Source organism: Lyngbya aestuarii BL J (assembly GCF_000478195.2).
Classification (GTDB): Bacteria; Cyanobacteriota; Cyanobacteriia; order Cyanobacteriales; family Microcoleaceae; genus Capilliphycus; species Capilliphycus aestuarii.
On the sequence record NZ_AUZM01000003.1, the window covers coordinates 143300 to 158575 of the forward strand.

Genomic DNA, 15276 nt, shown 5'->3' on the forward strand with positions numbered 1-15276 from the left:
GAAAATCATAGTTTTAAGATAACTCTCGAATCACTCGACAAGGATTACCAACTGCCACAACATTTCCAGGAATATCTTTCGTCACTACACTTCCGGCACCGATGCTTGTATTATCTCCAATCGTCACACCCGGACAAATAATTGCACCACCCCCAATCCAAACATTATTCCCAATTTTAACCGGGGTAGCGAGTTCTTTTCCTGTTAATCTAATCGTCGGATCAATGGGATGATGAGCGGTATAAATTTGAACGTAGGGAGCGCAAAGTAAATTATCTCCTAAATGAACCGTATTACAATCGAGAATTACACAACCAAAGTTCATATAAAGATTATCCCCGGCATAAATATTACTCCCATAATCGCAATAAAAAGGCGGAGTAATAACCGCATTTAAACCAATTTGACCGAATAATTCTTGAATCAGCTTTTGGCGGTGTTCGAGTTCAGTTGCAAGTGTCGCATTATACAGGCGAGTCAATTCATCGGCTCGTTGATGCTCCGTTGTCAGTTCAGGATCACTTGCTAAATAGAGTTCTCCTGAGAGCATTTTTTGTTTTTCGGTCTTCATTTCCAGAATACTACATCGAAACCATGAAATAGAATTTAGAAGGAAAGATCACCTCATCTTTCCCCCCTATTCTTGCGACTATAAAGTTTGATTAATTCTGATAGTTTTATTCGTGAGTTTCCGATTGACGATCAAATACAAGAACAAATGAGGCTTGCGGACTGAGTTGTTTCAAACGCTTTAAATGTCCCTCTGCATTTGAACGACTGCGAAATCGTGCTACAACTGTCTGTTCGAGATCAGGAAGCAAACGAGCGATCGCCCAAGTATTCAGACGATCCCGGTATGCACTCACCTCTGGGTTTGAGGTGACGTTGTTTTGTGGCATAATTTATATTTGTCCGTAAGGAGTACAATCGGGGACGGTAGTAACTCTCTTGGCTTGTCTGCTAATATCCCTATTGCCCTTATTAAACTGCACACTGCTACCTTTTGTAAAGAGTTAACGCTAAAACTTAATGCTTTATGGACTTGAGAGCCTGAATAGAGCGAGTTGGAGTCAGAATACTCAATCGATCAAGTTGATTCGCAATTGCAAGAAAGGCAGAACACCACCCAAACTTTTAGTTTAGCAGGTTTTCCGTTGGCGATATTTGTATCCGTGTAGTGAACAGCAACTTGTACAAGAGCTGTCGTTAATTCGCTGCAAACACGACGAAAAAACTAGACGATTTTTACTTAAATTCAAAAACAAATTGTGACTTGAAGTTCTTTATCAGTTGATTAAATCCAGAATTGCCTGAATTAAAATCTGCGGTTCAACCGGCTTAGAAATATGCTGGTTAAAACCGGATCGATGCGCCTTTTTAAAATCAGCTTCTCCCGCATAAGCAGTTAAGGCAATTGCAGGCATTTGTTTGTCCGATTCATTCTTATATAATGAGCGAATTTGCTTGATTAACTGATAACCATCCATTCCCGGCATCCCAATATCACTGACCAAAATATCGGGAGTCGAATTCATAAATGCTTTTAACCCTTCAGGTGCTGAAGTCATTGCTATCACCGTTGCACCCGCCTGTTCTAACATCAAAGTCAAAAACTCACGGGTATCAGCTTCATCCTCAACAATTAAAACTTGAATTCGCTGTAAACACTGAGCATTAATCGAGCTGGCATTTATGATGTTGTCAGAGTCTAAAGATTTTCCATCAAGGGGAAGTAAAGGTAATTTAACGGTAAAAGTAGCCCCTTTTTCAACGCCTGGACTATCGGCTTGCACCGTTCCCCCGTGCATTTCAGTAATATAACGAACAATTGCTAATCCTAACCCTAAGCCACCAAACTTGCGAGTTGTTGTTCCATCTTCTTGACGAAAATATTCAAACACATAAGGTAAAAACTTAGAATTAATTCCTTTTCCGCGATCTTGTACTCGAATTTCAGCCTCATTCCCCACACATTCTAAATAAACATCCACTTGTCCACCACTCTCACTAAATTTAACCCCATTAGACAGTAAATTCCAGACAATTTGTTGGAGACGACCCGCATCTCCTAAAACCTTTCCAGCTTGAGTATCGAGGTGAGTTCTAATCTCAATCGACTTAGCTTCTGCGGCCAGACGAACCGTTTCAATGGCAGAAAGAATCACAACAACCAGATCAACCGACGACCGATTTAACTTCAATTTACCGCGTAAAATCCGAGAAACATCTAATAAATCATCAATCAACTGAACTTGCAACTTCACATTACGCTCAATCGTCGTTAAAGCCTGATGAAAAACTTGATCATCGACCTTTTGACGCTGAAGCAAACTCGCCCAACCGAGAATCGGATTTAACGGCGATCGCAACTCGTGAGACAAAACCGCCAAAAATTCATCTTTGATGCGGTTAGCAGCCTCAGCTTCTTCTCTAGCAGCACGTTCACGGGCGAGAAGTTGTTCTCGTTCAGCTTCAGCTTGTTTGCGTTCCGTCACATCCAAAAACGCTCCAATCACCCCGCGCACCTTGCCCTGATCATTTCGCAGGGGAACGGCTTTACCGTAGATATAGCGAACATCACCACTGTCAAACACAAACTCTAATTCTCCTTCAACCTCCTCACCTGTTCGTCCCGCCCGTTGCATAGGTAATTCGTGAGGGGGAATCTCTTTGCCATTTCTTTGTTGCTTAAATGGTAAGTAATTCTTTCCATCGGGGGAAGTTGCGGTGGTGATTTCACCGGGAGACATTCGCATCAGTTCATAGGCGGTTAAGTTAGCACTCATCTGATGACAATGGCGATCGTGGGCGATCCAAATCGCTGCGGGAACCGCTTCCATCAAGGTTTCTAATTCTTCAGCCCTAGCTTTGGCTGCGGCTTCACTGTCTCGTAAAGCCTCTTCAGCTTGTTTGCGATCGCTAATATCGTTAAAGGAAACCGCCACACCATCTTCTAACTTCACCGCCATATTGTGGAACCAACCTGTAATCCCGTCAGCGTCGTATAAAATCTCGATATTGTGAGGTTGACCCGTTTCCACAACCTGAATGTAGCGATAAAAAAGATTGGTATTGAGTTGACTTCCGGGTAAGACTTCTAAAAGTCGTTGACCAATCAGATGTTCTGCGGGACGTTTGATCGCTTCTGCGGCTTTGGGGTTAACGTAAATCAACTCAAAATCAACAATTTGTCCGGTTTCATCCCGCACACTTTTGAGGATGGTAAAGGCATACAGCGACAATTCTTGAGCCACACGAAATTGTTGTTCACTGCGTCGCAGAGCAGCAGCAACTTCTTTACTATTGGTAATGTCTTCAGCAATACCAGCGATACGCCGAACTTTACCCTGTTCGTTGGCAATGGGAAAAGAACGATCGCGTATCCAACGCACGGAACCATCTGGATGAAGAAGGCGATATTCTTGACTAAATTGCCCATTCAGTCCTTGTTCTTGTTCAAAAATAGCCGTTCTGACTCGCAAGGCATCTTCGGGATGAATCGCCTCTAGCCAGTCGTAGGAATTAGCATAAAGGCTTTCGGCTGAATATCCCCAAATGGTTTCATAGGCTGGACTGACATAAAGAATCTGCTCGTCTTCCACATCCCTGATCCAGAAAACATCCTCGACATTTTCCGCCATTTGCCGAAATCGTTCTTCACTTTGCCCCAGGGCAATTTCTGCTCGTTTACGGTTGTCTACATCGGTGATCGTCCCTACCCATTCTTGGATCGAACCTTCGGAGTTAAATAAAGGGATTCCCTTTGCTTCAAAGTAGCGATAATTTTGGGTTGCAGCATTCCAGATCCGTCCTTCAGATTGATAAATGGTTTTGTTGTCTCGCGCTTGTATCCACAGAGATTGAACTCGTGCTTGGTCTTCAGGATGAATCGCTTGTAACCAACCCCAATTTTGATATTCACTCCAACTTTGTCCGGTGTAAGTTTCCCAAGCGGGTTGAGGTTGAATAAAGTGACCTTCGGGATCAACCGTCCACACAATCGAACTCAAAATAGAAACGAGAGAGCGATAACGTTGTTCACTCTGGCGCAGGGCAACTTCTGCTTGTTTTAAGTTGGTAATGTCAGTAATCAGAGCATAAAATCCCTTAACAGTACCATTGTCTGCAATATCGGGAATATATTGACGACGAACATAACGGGGGCCACCCTCAAAGGGCATCCAGAGTTCAACGGTAACGGGTTCTCCGGCTAGGGCTGATTCGACATTGAGTTTCATGTACTGATAAGCCGTTTCCCCAAGAAATTCAGCTAGATGCTGACCGATAATTTTTTCGGGCGGTTGTCCAAACCAATCCTGATAGGCTTGATTCACAAAGCGAAACCGTTGATCGCGATCAACGTAGGCGATTAAAGCCGGGACTGCATCGGTAATTAAGCGGAGTTCTTCTTCGCGTTGTCTGAGGGCGGATAAAGCTTGCTTGCGATCGGTGATATCTTCGGCAATACCCGCCACTCGCCGAATTTGACCGTCTGCTTCGGGAATGGGAAAACCCCGATCGCGTATCCACCGTATAGACCCATCCGGACGAATCACCCGAAATTCCACATCGCATCGACCTGTTAAAACCTGTTCAGTGAAGCTGGCTTGAACGAGTTCGCGATCGTCGGGGTGGATCGTTTCCATCCATTGATAGGGGTTTTTATAAAGACTTTCACAGGAACGTCCCCAGACTTTTTCATAAGCGGGACTAACATAAAGAACTTTGTAGTCCTGCATTTGGGAGATCCAGAAGACGTCTTCGATGTTTTCGGCCATCTGTCGAAATCGTTCTTCGCTGGTTTGGAGGGCTTGTTGGGTGCGTTTGCGTTCGGTGATATCCCGGACAAAGGCTTGCCAACGGCTATCGGGTAAAATCTTGGTACTAATCTCAACGGGAACGGGAGTTCCATCTTTTCTAATTAACGTCCATTCTTCGACATGGGTATTCCCGAGGAGTAAAGATTGCTTCATTGCTGCGAGTCGGGGCTTGTCTTCGCTCAGAATAAGCTCGCTGATTTGCTTTCCTATCAGTTCTTCTCGCCGATACCCCAATAAGTCACAGGCGTTGTTGTTGACATCAATATAGGTGCCATCGATATCGGCAATCAATACCGCATCGGGGGCCTGTTCGATCAAGGCACGAAATCGTTCTTCACCTCGTCGCAGAGACAGTTCTGCCTGTCGTTGAGCGGTAATATCTCGAAACACAGCAACGGCGGCGACAATCTCTCCCTGTCGATCGCGAATTGGGGCGGAATTAACATTAATAAAGATACAATCCCCATCAGCCCGGAGAATGGAGATTTTTTCCCCTAAAATGACTTCGCCTGTTTTCAGCGATCGCAGCAGGGGATATTCTGAGGCATGATAAGGTTGTCCGTTGGGATGAAACCCTGTAAAGGTAATCGTTTGAGTGTAGGCATCTAACTCTAAGTCCAGGGGGTAAGAGTAGCCGAGTATCTGTTCAACTTGTTGGTTGGCGAGAACTAATTTTTGGGTAGCTTCGTCGGCGATCAGCACTCCGGCTGGCATTTGTTGTAATATTGCATTCATTCGAGAGCGTTCGGTTTCGAGTTGTTGAAGCAGTTGTTCTCGTTCGGCTTCGGCTTGTTTGCGTTCGTGGATGTCTGTGGTGGTGCCGATCCATTTAATCACGTTACCCACTTCATCTTTGAGGGGAACTGCACGGCCCATAAACCAACGGTAAACTCCGTCATGGCGACGATAACGAAATTCGGCTTCAAAAAATTCTCCTTGCTGTTTGGCTTCTTCCCAGGCTTGCTGTAAGTGAGGATAGTCATCGGGATGATTGATTTGTTGGGAGCCGTTAGTATTGAGTTCTTCTAGGGTTAACCCTGTATATTCTATCCAGCGCGAGTTGACAAAATCGGTTTGTCCATTGCTGTCACAAGACCAGATAAAGTCGGGAACGGCGTCGCTGAGGGTTCGATAGAGAGTTTCACTGGTTCGGAGTGCGTTTTCGGCTTCTTTTAAGTTGGTGATATCTCGCGACAGACAGAGAATTTGTTCGACTTGTTCTTGTTCTCCAAAGATGGGGGTAACAATCACATCCCACCATTTAGATTGACCCTTTTGAGTTGGACAATAGCCTTGAAAACGACTGGTTCCTCCGACTTTCGCAAGGCGAATGGCTTTTTCTGCTTTGGGATGATCTTGATCTTGCCAAAACTTTACCCAAGGTTGATCCAAAAATGGTTCAATATTATCAATTTCAAGGAGGAGTTGTCCTCCGGAGTTCATTGAGAGGAGTCGCCCTTCTAAGTCTAATACTTTCATACAGTCGGCGCTACTTTCGATAATCCGACGGTTAAATTCTTCGCTGGATTGCAGTTTAATTTCGATTTTTTTGCGATCGCTAATATCTCTAAAATAGATCGAAATTCCTTCTTCTGAGGGGTAGGCGTTGATTTCTAAATAGCGATTCAGGCTTGGGGAGAAAGCTTCTAAATAAAGGGGGGTTTGTTCCTTCATCGCTTGACGCAATTGTTCGGCTTCGGGATATTCTGCTTCGGCTACAAATACATCTTTCCAGAGTTGTTTTCCCAATAGTTCTTCGCGAGAATATCCGAATAAACGGGCCGCTTCTTGATTGACGTAGGTATAACAAAAATTGCGATCTAAGGCGACAAAAGCATCGGTAATTCGTTCTAAGATATTAGAGGGTGTTTCGGGGTTAATGGGTGCCTGTGCAGGGGAAGGGATTTCTATCAGGGTTCCCAACACACCTGCTACCTTACCGATTTGATCAAAAATTGGGCTGTAGGAGGTTTTAAAAGAACTGTGTTTTTGTTCAATAAATGACGGTTGATTGAAGTCTTGATTTTCACGACAAATCGCTTCTCCTGTTGTTAAAATGTGTTGGATATCTGAAGCAATGACCCGATCTAGGTTTGGGTAACACGATTTTAAAGGTTGACCTAAAGTTAAAGCTGGCTGAAGATCCGTAAAAATTGAACGACAAGCATCATTATAGAGGAAAAGTTTTTCATCTCCCCAAAGGATAAACATCGGATGACAAGCGTTTAAAATCAGATTTAAAATAGTTTTAAGCTGTATAGACCATTGATCCACTGCACCCAGAGGAGTTTGTTGCCAATCGAACGATCGCATAATTTCTCCCATTTTACTGAGACTCAGAAATGGATCGGGTTGTGTTTCCGTCACTGTTTTTTCCCTCCTAGCGATGCCTATTTTTATCGAGATTGTCATGTTTTAATTCTAAACTTGTAGTCAAAATAAAATTAATTTTAGGTGCAATTTTAACTCAACTCTGAATCTAGAATTATGAGTCCTGAAAAATGAAGATATATAAATGATATCACAATTTTTTCGCTCTCAAAATAAAATTTAATTTCAGAAATTATAATTCATAACTCAAGCAGAAAGTAGGGATTTGTGTCCTCTATTTCAGGTCATCAATTTATAATTCATCATTCATCATTCATCATTCTGTTGATTAAGGTTATATTTTAGCTTAAGATAAATAATAGTCTCAACATCTCTATCTTGAGATAGATTCAGATCTGCAAAATTTTTGTAGAAGCAGAAGTGCAATTGCATCTTAGAATGAAAAGAGCAGTGATGCTGTATAGACTGCATTGACTCAAAAAAAGATTATGTCTCAACTGAATGGAATGACCGATCACGGCTTGTCTGAACCTGTACATCAATCCTCTCCAATCGAGACTGCTGAGTTTTTAGCAGAAATTGAAGCGACACCGCCAGAATATCGATCCAATCTTTTAAAGATGATGCGGCTATTTCGGGAGAGTGTAACGCCAAACTTGACGGTTTCTCCAAAAACTAAACCTCAACCCAAACCGACAAAAACCTTAGTGTCTGATCGGTTGGTTCAAGAGATTCAAAACACTTCAGAAAATTCATCAGAACTTCAAGAAGTAATGTTATATACCGATGGGGCTTGTCAGGGAAATCCGGGGCCAGGGGGTTATGGAATTGTATTAATTCGTGGAGATCATCGAGAAGAATTATCAGGAGGTTTTCAGTTCACCACCAATAATCGCATGGAAATGATGGCGGCAATTGTGGGGTTGGAAGTATTAGAGAAAAAAAGCAAAGTAACGCTTTATAGTGATTCTAAATATGTGGTTGATGCGATTGAAAAAGGGTGGGCTGAACGTTGGCAAACCAATGGCTGGAAACGAAATAAAAAAGAATTAGCCATGAACCCCGATCTTTGGGAACAGTTATTAAAACTGTGTTCACAGCATCAAGTAAAATTTGTTTGGGTCAAAGGTCATGCAGGCAATCGTGAAAATGAATGTTGCGATCGCCTAGCAGTTCAAGCCTGTCAACAGCAAAATCTACTTCAAGATTTAGGCTATGAAAATCCAGAGATGCAGCAAATTTCGTTGTTTTAAAACTTCTATTTTGGGTTAACACAATATTCAAGAAAATTTTCAGGATAGAGGATTAATTCACCGGATAAAATGCGTTCAAATGGAATCCAAAGTGCTATTTTTTCTCGTTTTCCTTCCTTAAAAGTGAGTTGTTCGATCTGATAAAATTTCGGATCGGCAAAGTCACATTTATAAAGTTGAACGATCTCATGTCCCGGTTTTCCGTTGTGAACAAAGAGATTTTCTAAGCAACCCAAATACTGAATATTGGTGAGGGTTGCTTGGATTTCTTCTAAGAATTCTCGTTGTAAAGCGTCTCGACTCTGTTCGCCAAAATCTATACCTCCTCCTAAAGCCCGATAAAAGTTTTCTTGTTTGACTGAATCGTAACCTTGGGATAAAAACAAGCGATTTTGATCTTGAATTAATCCTAAGGCTAAGACTCTAATTTTCTTAGACATAAATGCACCCAATACAATCAACTGATGTGAATATTGATCCTTTCTTTTTACCGTCCGTTAGACTCTTAGTTATAATCAGCTAAACTAGAATTTCGGTACTCTTCATTAATTGGCCAATCTTCATTTTCTCCGCCAACAATTAATTCTTCAATAGTGACATATTCTTTACTCAGTTGCTTAAAAGCACTAATCAAAATATCCAGAGAAAAAGCATCACTGGTTCCGAGATCAAACCAACATCTCACCCAAAGTCCTTCGTATTCTATTTCTCCCATATTGTGCATGAGTGCCATCATACTACTCTGGGCGTTATCTATATCATAGGTCATGTAGTTGATATCAACTCCACTCTCTTGAACTTGTAGATTTTCTGCGTTAAACCCACCTAATTTTCCTAAGAGAAACCAAGAATCAAACACTTCTTCAATATACTGACGTTCAGTCATAGAAGGAACGGTACTAAATTTAAGCCAAATCCAGATATCAAAAGGATTACATTCGCGAAACTTAACATCCATAAAGTGACTCGCTGATCGGGTTTATAAAGAGGGCATTTGTTCTCGAGTAGGCCCCCACGAACTATTCGTTTCTCTGATTGTATCTCGCATTGGATCACAAGCACGACTTTGATTATCAATGCGGTTCAGATTTTTGCATTGTTCATAAAAAATTTGTGCGACTATTTTTTTCGGGAGTTGTTGGGGTTGGGCTAACGCGGCTTGAAAGCTTTCTTGGGCTTCTGTTAACGTCGTGGGGTTATTATTGCGTTTGGCAATGGAATTGAGAAGTTGAGCTTTGATATACAGAAGTTCAGGATTTTCGGGTACATCTTCTATCGCTTTACTGAGAAATTCTAAGGCTTTTTCAGGTTGCTCTAAATCTCGATAAGCAAGCGCTAGACCTCGATAAGCCAGATGGCGCGGACTTCCATAGTCAACGAGTTTTTGAATTGCTGCTTGAGTATCAGAAAACGGTAGATTTAAAGCTAAAAATAAATCCATATAACCTCGAATGAGATTCAATTCAGGATCAGTTGCATCAATTTGAGCGGCTGCATCCATGTGTTTGAAAACATCCTGAAGCATATCTAGAGCAACGGGCGCACCTCTAAGCGTTCCTTTGGTGGCTAAAATATAAGCACCATCTAAGAAATAAGCGATCGCAGTATAGAGATTACTTCTTAACAAATCCCGACTTTCTAGAGCTTTTGCCGCTACCATTGTTTGGTCAGCATAAGTTTTCACACTCTCTAAGTCTTGCTGTTGGTAAGCCAAAGAAGCAAGCAAGGCGTAAATCATCGGTTCATCTGGTTCTTGAGATACCGCTTGTTCGAGATACCATTGAGCATTTTGATAGTTTCCTTGTTCAAACATTGCCTTGAAAGCGGCTTCTGTATTTTCTCCAATTTCTCTGGCTTGATCTCCTTCTCGAAAGGGATCGGCTGCCAAAACTGGAATGATAGATAAGCTAAGGATAAGGACAGTGGTACTCGCGGTTACTGCACTGATTTTTTGCCAAGTTGGAGTTAAAGATTTGAACCAAGAAGCTGCAAACATAAGGATTAATTTTCGAGTAATGACAACAGTAAAGAATGAATAGTTGACGGTAAAATAAAAGAGTTTGTTCCACAATAAATGGTAAGCAGATGTTATGATGCTTGAGGAACTGTGTTTAACGGTTTACTAACTTTCAAATTTTAGCTTTTTTCCCCGATGCTTTATCTCAAGAATGTATTTTATCATCCGCCCGCGACTCCTTTACCCATCCTGAAAGACATCAATTTGGAACTCGCACCTCAGCAAATGGGGTTGATTGTGGGTCGCAGTGGATCGGGTAAAAGTACGCTTCTTGAAATTTTAGCGGGTTTGGCTGAAAAAACAAGGGGAGAAATTTGTTGGCGAGATCAGGTGTTAACGTCTGAACACTTACAACAGTTAGCAGGTTTGGTGTTTCAGTTTCCGGAACGACATTTTTGTGGGGGAACGGTTTTGGAGGAATTACGCCTCGGACATCCAGAATTAGGTTTAGAACAGGTTAATCATGCTTTAAATGAGGTGGGATTGGGTCATGTGTCCCTGCAAAATCCACCGCATTCGTTAAGTGGAGGACAGCAACGACGCTTGGCTTTGGCGGTACAATTAATTCGTCAACCGCATTTGTTGATGTTGGATGAACCGACAGCGGGGTTGGATTGGTCAATGCGACAACAATTGGTGAGTTTATTAGTGAAGTTAAAAACCCATTGGACGTTGTTGATTGTGACTCACGATGCTGCTGATTTGATCGGGGTTGCTGATCAGTGCTGGACGTTGAATCATGGAGATTTACAATGCCTAGATCCGGATACAGCTTGGGAAAAAATATCATAAGTTTGTTCTCAATAAATCTTCCGTTTGTTGATTATAGTTCATAATATTTTTGCGGTTTGATTAACGATGAATGATCCTGAAATCCCGATGATTCCGGATAGAGTTTCGGTTTGGTTAGAAACTTTAAATTGGCAACCGACGGCAACCCAAAACCAACAGTTTCAATCTCTTTATCAGGCTATATTAACCGGAAATCAATCTCTCAATTTAACTCGAATTACTGAACCTGAAGCATTTTGGGAAAAACATTTATGGGATTCTCTGGCAGGAATTGCGCCTTTGTTGACAGGAGAATGGGATTTTCAAGCCTCAACTATTGAGGTGATTGATATTGGAACAGGGGCAGGTTTTCCGGGTTTACCCGTGGCGATTGGATTCCCTAAAAGTTCGGTGATGTTGTTAGATAGTGTCCGCAAAAAGATGGTTTTTTTAGAGTCTTTGATTGCTGATTTAGAGATTAAAAACTCAGGAGTTTGTGTGGGCCGTGCCGAACAGGTTAATCAACAGTTAAAGTTTAAAAATAAGTATCATTTGGCTTTAGTTCGTGCGGTGGCGGCGGCGCCTGTTTGTGCAAAATATGCTTTACCGTTTTGTCAGAAAGGGGGGCGAGCGGTGTTGTATCGCGGACGTTGGACTGTGGAGGAAGAAAAAGAGTTAAACTCTGTTTTGAAAGGTTTGGGGGGCGAAATTGAGTCGGTGAGAAGCTTTACAACACCCTTGACTCAGGGGGCAAGAAATTGTATTTATTTAAAGAAGTTGTAAGGTTTTATTCTTGTTTATTTTAGTTCAAAAAAAAAGATCGAATTTTGAATATTAAACCCGATCTTTGGTTAAGGTTAGAGAACATTAAAACTTCTCAAATATTAAGATTAGTTCTCAGCTTGTACAATGCAGGTTTCTTGACAATCTTCTAAGGCTGTGAAATTATTTTCGTTTCCTTCACAACCGCCAAAGGAGAAGGGAACACACTGATTACCATCAAAAGCATATCGACTAAAATCGGCTTGACAAGTACCACTTTGTATCGGTTGAGCGCAAATTTGTTCGGGTGTATTCGCTTGATCTACACGTTTAGATTCACCGAGACAAGTTTGTTGACAGTCTCCCTGGGTCATAAAGTTATTTTCATTCCCTTCACAACCGCCAAAGGAGAAGAGAACACACCGTTCACCATCAAAAGCATATCGACTAAAATCGGCTTGACAAGTTCCGCTTTGTATCGGTTGATTACACATTGGTTTCGGTTCAGCAAAAACAGTTGGAGAGACGAGCAAACTACTGGAAATGATGATTGCGATCGCCAATGAAATTGTGGTGACTAGCTTGATGATTTGTTTAATCATTATAGCATTTGAGAATAGGTTCACCTCCAACCTTAGCAGAGAGTAAGGATACAATTATCAAGATTTTAACTATTTTGAGACTTCGGTTGTATTCACCGGACAAGCAGGACTTGCATCGACGTCTTCGACTTTGCGAACTTTACGAATGATGGTGATTTCTTCTTCTCGACGCACAATGCTACGAACAGGAGTCAGACAGACAATATCAAGTTTAGGATCGCGAGTAAAGCTATCAAATGTTATGTTTGTAATCGGAACAGAAATTCCAGGTTGACCGGGAGAGATGGGTTGAGGATCTACAGGTATTTTGTCAGAGATTTCTTGATAGATACTCATTCCCGCCCAACGACTTACAGGATCAGTTATTCCAATTAATGTAGCCGCTCCAGTTTGGGTATTAATTTTCAGGATTTGACCATCTTTTCCTAAGTTAAAGAAGCTTCCAGTCACTCCATACAATGTATCTCCTAAAAACTTCATACTAGCGAGGTTAGGATATCCAATATCACCAATAATTTTAGGTTTTTCTTGGGAATTTAAGTTACAGGTTGCAAGTAACTTTTTCCGATCACTTCCAATTAAGGTAATATAAGTTTTTCCATGGGAATCAAAGGCAACTTCTCCACAATTATACTCTTGATCGGCAACGGTTAATGCTGACTGACCTCGACCCGTTTGGGTGTTAATTGCAATTAATTCTTTTGCATTTGTTCCATAGAGGGTTTTATTAACGAGATTGTAACTCAAACCAACAACGATAAATCCAACATCGCCGATCAGTTTTCCTTGACCTATTTTTCGATCAACTTCAATCAGTTTACTGGTGGGACTTTCCTTTTTTCCCGCAATTCCATACAGCCGATTTTCAACAAACACAAGATCAGAAACTTCAAAACCGATCTCACCAACTTTTGTGACTTTACCTGTCGATAAATCTAAAGTATAAAGACTGCTTGTTTTTCCCTCAATTCGATCTTGAACGTAAGCAATTCCAGAAGATGTTGTATTTCCCAATTGATTACTCATTAGTTTTTCCTCGTCTTAGAATTTATGACAAAAAATTTGGATGGTTTACACTTCAGGTTGAAGTTGCTAGGTTTTCTAATGATGAGTTTATACTTCGGTTTGAATCACAATTAATTCTTTCTATTCTTATCTTACCATCCTATCATCATATCTCAGATTGTCTAGAAATTAAATTTAAGGTTTACAAATCTTTAAATAAATCTTAAATAAGAAAACAATCAAGCTCAACCCCATTTATGTATTGAATTACATGGAATAATTAACTGATAATTTGTAGGCTTAAATGTTGAATTTATATAAATTTTTGCAAGTATTGAATCAGTTGGGGAGTTTGCATTACGCCTTTGATCCGACAAGCTAATTCACCTTCAATAAATAACAGCGAAGTGGGTGAGGCTTTAATTTCATGTTTAACAGCTAATTGCGGATACTTATCGGTACTAATTTTAATCACTTGGATTTGGTTTCCCATTTGAGCTTTGAGTTGTTCTAAAATGGGAGCATAGGTTTTAGAATAGGGACACTGATTAGAATAAAAACAGACAAAGACTGGAATGGGTGTATTTTTAATTAAATCATCTAGACTAGAAAATTGCTTTTTAACCACCATTATTTTATGGCTCCTAAAATTTCTAATTTTTTACTGTTCCAGTTTAATAGTCGTGACAACTTGAGCATGGTCGGATTGCCATTTTTTAACATCTTCATAACTCAAGGTTTCATCAATTAAATGATCATTGAGAATGGAAACATATTCCACTTGACCCAAACGACTTGGATTTTGAGCCACCCATTCTTCACTAACTAAAATATGATCGAGATCTTGATAATAACCATTGTAAATATGAGTGTAGTAAAAATCTCCATAACTTTGACGAGCTTGAATATCTTTAACACTATAGAGTAAAACATCCCAAATTTCTTTCTTTTTCTCAAAGGGAAGTTTTTCCCAAGGCGGTTGTCCGGTAATAATTTGAGTTGTGACGGATAAACCACTATCATTGACATCACCGATTACAATCACGGGATGTTGTCTATTTTTTAAGGTTTCCATCAAAATCATGCGTAATGCTGTGGCTTCTGTTGCTCGTAATATTAACGCTCTGGCGGCTCCTTTGGCTTGTTCAACGGGATCATTTCTATCTGCATCTGCGGGTAAAATCGGGCGTTTTGACTTCAAATGAGCCACAAAAACAGTACATTCAACGCTATCACTAATTTGTAATTGGGCTGAAAGGATCGGTCGAGAAAATTTATCTAACGGGATATCTTTATCATTTATTTCTAAACGAGCTTGAGGGGGAAAATCTTCATAAACTTGATGATTTAAAATCGGAAAACGAGAAACCAGTCCAACTAAAGGTCTGAGTTGTTCGGGGTTATAGCTTGCCGGATAACCGACGAAAAGGTGAGCATTTTCATAGGATTTTATATCTTGTACAATCTCTTTAATTGCTTGTTCGTGAAAGAGTTCTTGAAAGCCTACGATGTCCGCATTCATTCGTTCAAATTGTCCTGTTATCCAGGTTTTCTTTTGAGCGTAGACTTCAGTTGAATATTTATTTCTATCATAGTAAGTGACCTCGGGTAGCACTAAATTATAGAGGTTAAATGTACCAACTTTGAAGTTTTTAGGCGGCATAATGAGTTAGAAATTCACGAGAGTTTTAATTATTTTTAATCTTGACAAGCAA

Annotated in this window: 13 protein-coding genes; 3 read left to right on the forward strand and 10 right to left on the reverse strand. The window is 40.8% G+C overall.

Going from position 1 to position 15276, the window contains the following annotated elements:
- Positions 1–13: 13 nt before the first annotated feature.
- The 3 genes from M595_RS02395 to M595_RS02405 all read right to left on the reverse strand — a co-directional run bounded on the left by M595_RS02395 (position 14) and on the right by M595_RS02405 (position 7187).
- Positions 14–571 (reverse strand): sugar O-acetyltransferase, encoded by a 558-nt coding sequence (locus M595_RS02395; RefSeq protein ID WP_023064386.1) that lies wholly within the window; start codon positions 569–571, stop codon positions 14–16.
- 106 nt (positions 572–677) lie between these two features.
- Positions 678–899, reverse strand: a complete 222-nt coding sequence (locus M595_RS02400) for a hypothetical protein (protein ID WP_009784000.1) — start codon at positions 897–899, stop codon at positions 678–680.
- Between the two features lie 387 nt (positions 900–1286).
- A complete protein-coding gene (locus M595_RS02405) occupies positions 1287–7187 on the reverse strand; it encodes a PAS domain S-box protein (protein WP_023064272.1) in 5901 nt (1966 codons plus the stop codon).
- A 452-nt stretch (positions 7188–7639) separates the two neighbouring features.
- Between M595_RS02405 and rnhA the strand changes: the two genes are divergently transcribed.
- On the forward strand, positions 7640–8404 hold the full coding sequence (rnhA, locus tag M595_RS32065) for a ribonuclease HI (RefSeq protein ID WP_023064411.1): 765 nt from the start codon (positions 7640–7642) through the stop codon (positions 8402–8404).
- A gap of 5 nt (positions 8405–8409) precedes the next feature.
- On the opposite strand, the gene M595_RS02415 is transcribed toward rnhA, so the two are convergent.
- From M595_RS02415 to M595_RS02425, 3 genes are all read right to left on the reverse strand, one after another.
- On the reverse strand, positions 8410–8844 hold the full coding sequence (locus tag M595_RS02415; RefSeq protein WP_023064376.1) for an NUDIX hydrolase: 435 nt from the start codon (positions 8842–8844) through the stop codon (positions 8410–8412).
- 65 nt (positions 8845–8909) lie between these two features.
- On the reverse strand, positions 8910–9362 hold the full coding sequence (locus tag M595_RS02420) for a DUF3531 family protein (RefSeq protein WP_023064341.1): 453 nt from the start codon (positions 9360–9362) through the stop codon (positions 8910–8912).
- A 21-nt stretch (positions 9363–9383) separates the two neighbouring features.
- Positions 9384–10400 (reverse strand): Sll0314/Alr1548 family TPR repeat-containing protein, encoded by a 1017-nt coding sequence (locus M595_RS02425; RefSeq protein WP_023064274.1) that lies wholly within the window; start codon positions 10398–10400, stop codon positions 9384–9386.
- A gap of 156 nt (positions 10401–10556) precedes the next feature.
- Here M595_RS02425 and M595_RS02430 point away from each other — a divergent pair, with 156 nt between their 5' ends.
- Complete coding sequence (locus tag M595_RS02430; protein ID WP_023064331.1) at positions 10557–11213, forward strand: ABC transporter ATP-binding protein; 657 nt, start codon at positions 10557–10559, stop codon at positions 11211–11213.
- 66 nt (positions 11214–11279) lie between these two features.
- The gene (gene rsmG, locus M595_RS02435; RefSeq protein ID WP_023064335.1) at positions 11280–11975 is read left to right on the forward strand and encodes a 16S rRNA (guanine(527)-N(7))-methyltransferase RsmG; all 696 of its coding nucleotides are present in this window, start codon (positions 11280–11282) and stop codon (positions 11973–11975) included.
- 107 nt (positions 11976–12082) lie between these two features.
- Here the strand turns inward: rsmG and M595_RS02440 are convergent, their stop codons facing one another.
- The 4 genes from M595_RS02440 to M595_RS02455 form a co-directional block, all read right to left on the reverse strand.
- Positions 12083–12556: a BPTI/Kunitz-type proteinase inhibitor domain-containing protein gene (locus M595_RS02440; RefSeq protein ID WP_023064333.1), complete on the reverse strand. Its 474-nt coding sequence runs from the start codon at positions 12554–12556 to the stop codon at positions 12083–12085.
- A gap of 69 nt (positions 12557–12625) precedes the next feature.
- On the reverse strand, positions 12626–13582 hold the full coding sequence (locus tag M595_RS02445; RefSeq protein WP_023064267.1) for a hypothetical protein: 957 nt from the start codon (positions 13580–13582) through the stop codon (positions 12626–12628).
- A 292-nt stretch (positions 13583–13874) separates the two neighbouring features.
- Complete coding sequence (locus M595_RS02450; protein ID WP_023064399.1) at positions 13875–14192, reverse strand: thioredoxin family protein; 318 nt, start codon at positions 14190–14192, stop codon at positions 13875–13877.
- A 30-nt stretch (positions 14193–14222) separates the two neighbouring features.
- Positions 14223–15224 (reverse strand): endonuclease/exonuclease/phosphatase family protein, encoded by a 1002-nt coding sequence (locus M595_RS02455; protein WP_023064398.1) that lies wholly within the window; start codon positions 15222–15224, stop codon positions 14223–14225.
- Positions 15225–15276: the final 52 nt, after the last annotated feature.